This window comes from Streptomyces sp. YS-3, assembly GCF_045257485.1.
In the GTDB taxonomy this organism is placed as follows: Bacteria; Actinomycetota; Actinomycetes; order Streptomycetales; family Streptomycetaceae; genus Streptomyces.
Map to the genome: position 1 here is coordinate 1 of NZ_JBJHPC010000996.1, position 1,371 is coordinate 1,371.

1 protein-coding gene is annotated in these 1,371 nt (G+C 70.9%); it reads left to right on the forward strand.

Annotated elements, in window-relative coordinates; genetic code table 11:
* The coding region (locus ACJA3G_RS36995; RefSeq protein WP_406557390.1) for a helicase HerA-like domain-containing protein at positions 1–1,371 on the forward strand (1,371 nt) is incomplete at its 3' end.

Sequence of the window (1,371 nt, forward strand, 5' to 3'; positions counted from 1 at the left end):
GTGCCCGTCTCCTCCTCCGTCGCCCTTCCGCCCCCCGTCGCCGAGATCGCCACCGGGTACTCCTTCACCGGCCCCGCTCTGGAGCTCGGCGCCGCGCTCTGGGAGGGGCACTGCCACCCGGGGGCGCCCGTCCGTATCCCGCTCGCCATGCTCAACCGGCACGGCCTGGTCGCCGGGGCCACCGGCACCGGCAAGACCAAGACGCTCCAGCTCATCGCCGAGCAGTTGTCCGCGAACGGCGTACCGGTCTTCCTCGCCGACGTGAAGGGCGATGTCTCCGGGATCTCCGCGCCCGGCCAGGGCGGCGAGAAGGTACGGCAGCGGGCGGCGGAGGTGGGCCAGGAGTGGGAGGCGGCCGGCTTCCCCTGCGAGTTCTACGCGCTCGGCGGCATCGGCACCGGTATCCCCGTGCGCGCCACGGTCACCGGCTTCGGGCCGGTGCTGCTGTCCAAGGTGCTGCAACTCAACCAGACCCAGGAGCAGTCGCTCGGCCTGATCTTCCACTACGCCGACTCCAAGGGTCTGGAGCTGTACGACCTGAAGGACCTCAAGGCGGTCACCGCCTTCCTCGTCTCCGACGTCGGCAAACCGGAGCTGAAGGGGATCGGCGGGCTGTCCTCGGTGACCGCCGGGGTGATCCTGCGGGCGATCACGGCCTTCGAGCAGCAGGGCGCGAACGAGTTCTTCGGCGAGCCGGAGTTCGACGTGAGCGAGCTGCTCCGCCTGGCGCCGGACGGCCGGGGGCTGGTGTCCGTACTGGAGCTGCCGGCCGTCCAGGACAAGCCCCACCTCTTCTCCACCTTCCTGATGTGGCTGCTGGCGGAGCTGTTCAACGGACTGCCGGAGGTCGGGGACGTGGACCGGCCCAAGCTGGTCTTCTTCTTCGACGAGGCGCATCTGCTGTTCAGCGGGGCGTCCAAGGCGTTCCTGGAGTCGATCACGCAGACGGTACGGCTGATCCGCTCCAAGGGGGTCGGCATCTTCTTTGTGACGCAGACCCCGAAGGACGTGCCCTCCGATGTGCTGGCGCAGCTCGGCAACCGGGTGCAGCACGCGCTGCGGGCGTTCACACCGGACGACGAGAAGGCGCTGCGGGCGACGGTACGGACGTTCCCGAAGTCGCCGTACGACCTGGAGGAGCTGCTCACCGGGCTCGGTACGGGCGAGGCGGTGGTCACGGTCCTGAGCGAGAACGGCGCGCCGACGCCGGTGGCGGCGACGCGGTTGCGGGCGCCGGGGTCCCTGATGGGGCCGGTAGCGGCGGAGGAGCTCGACCGGGCGGTCAGGGCGTCGGCGCTGTACGGGCGGTACGCGGAGGCGGTGGATCGGGAGTCGGCGTTCGAGAAGTTGGCGGGGGGGCCGGCGGGGGCG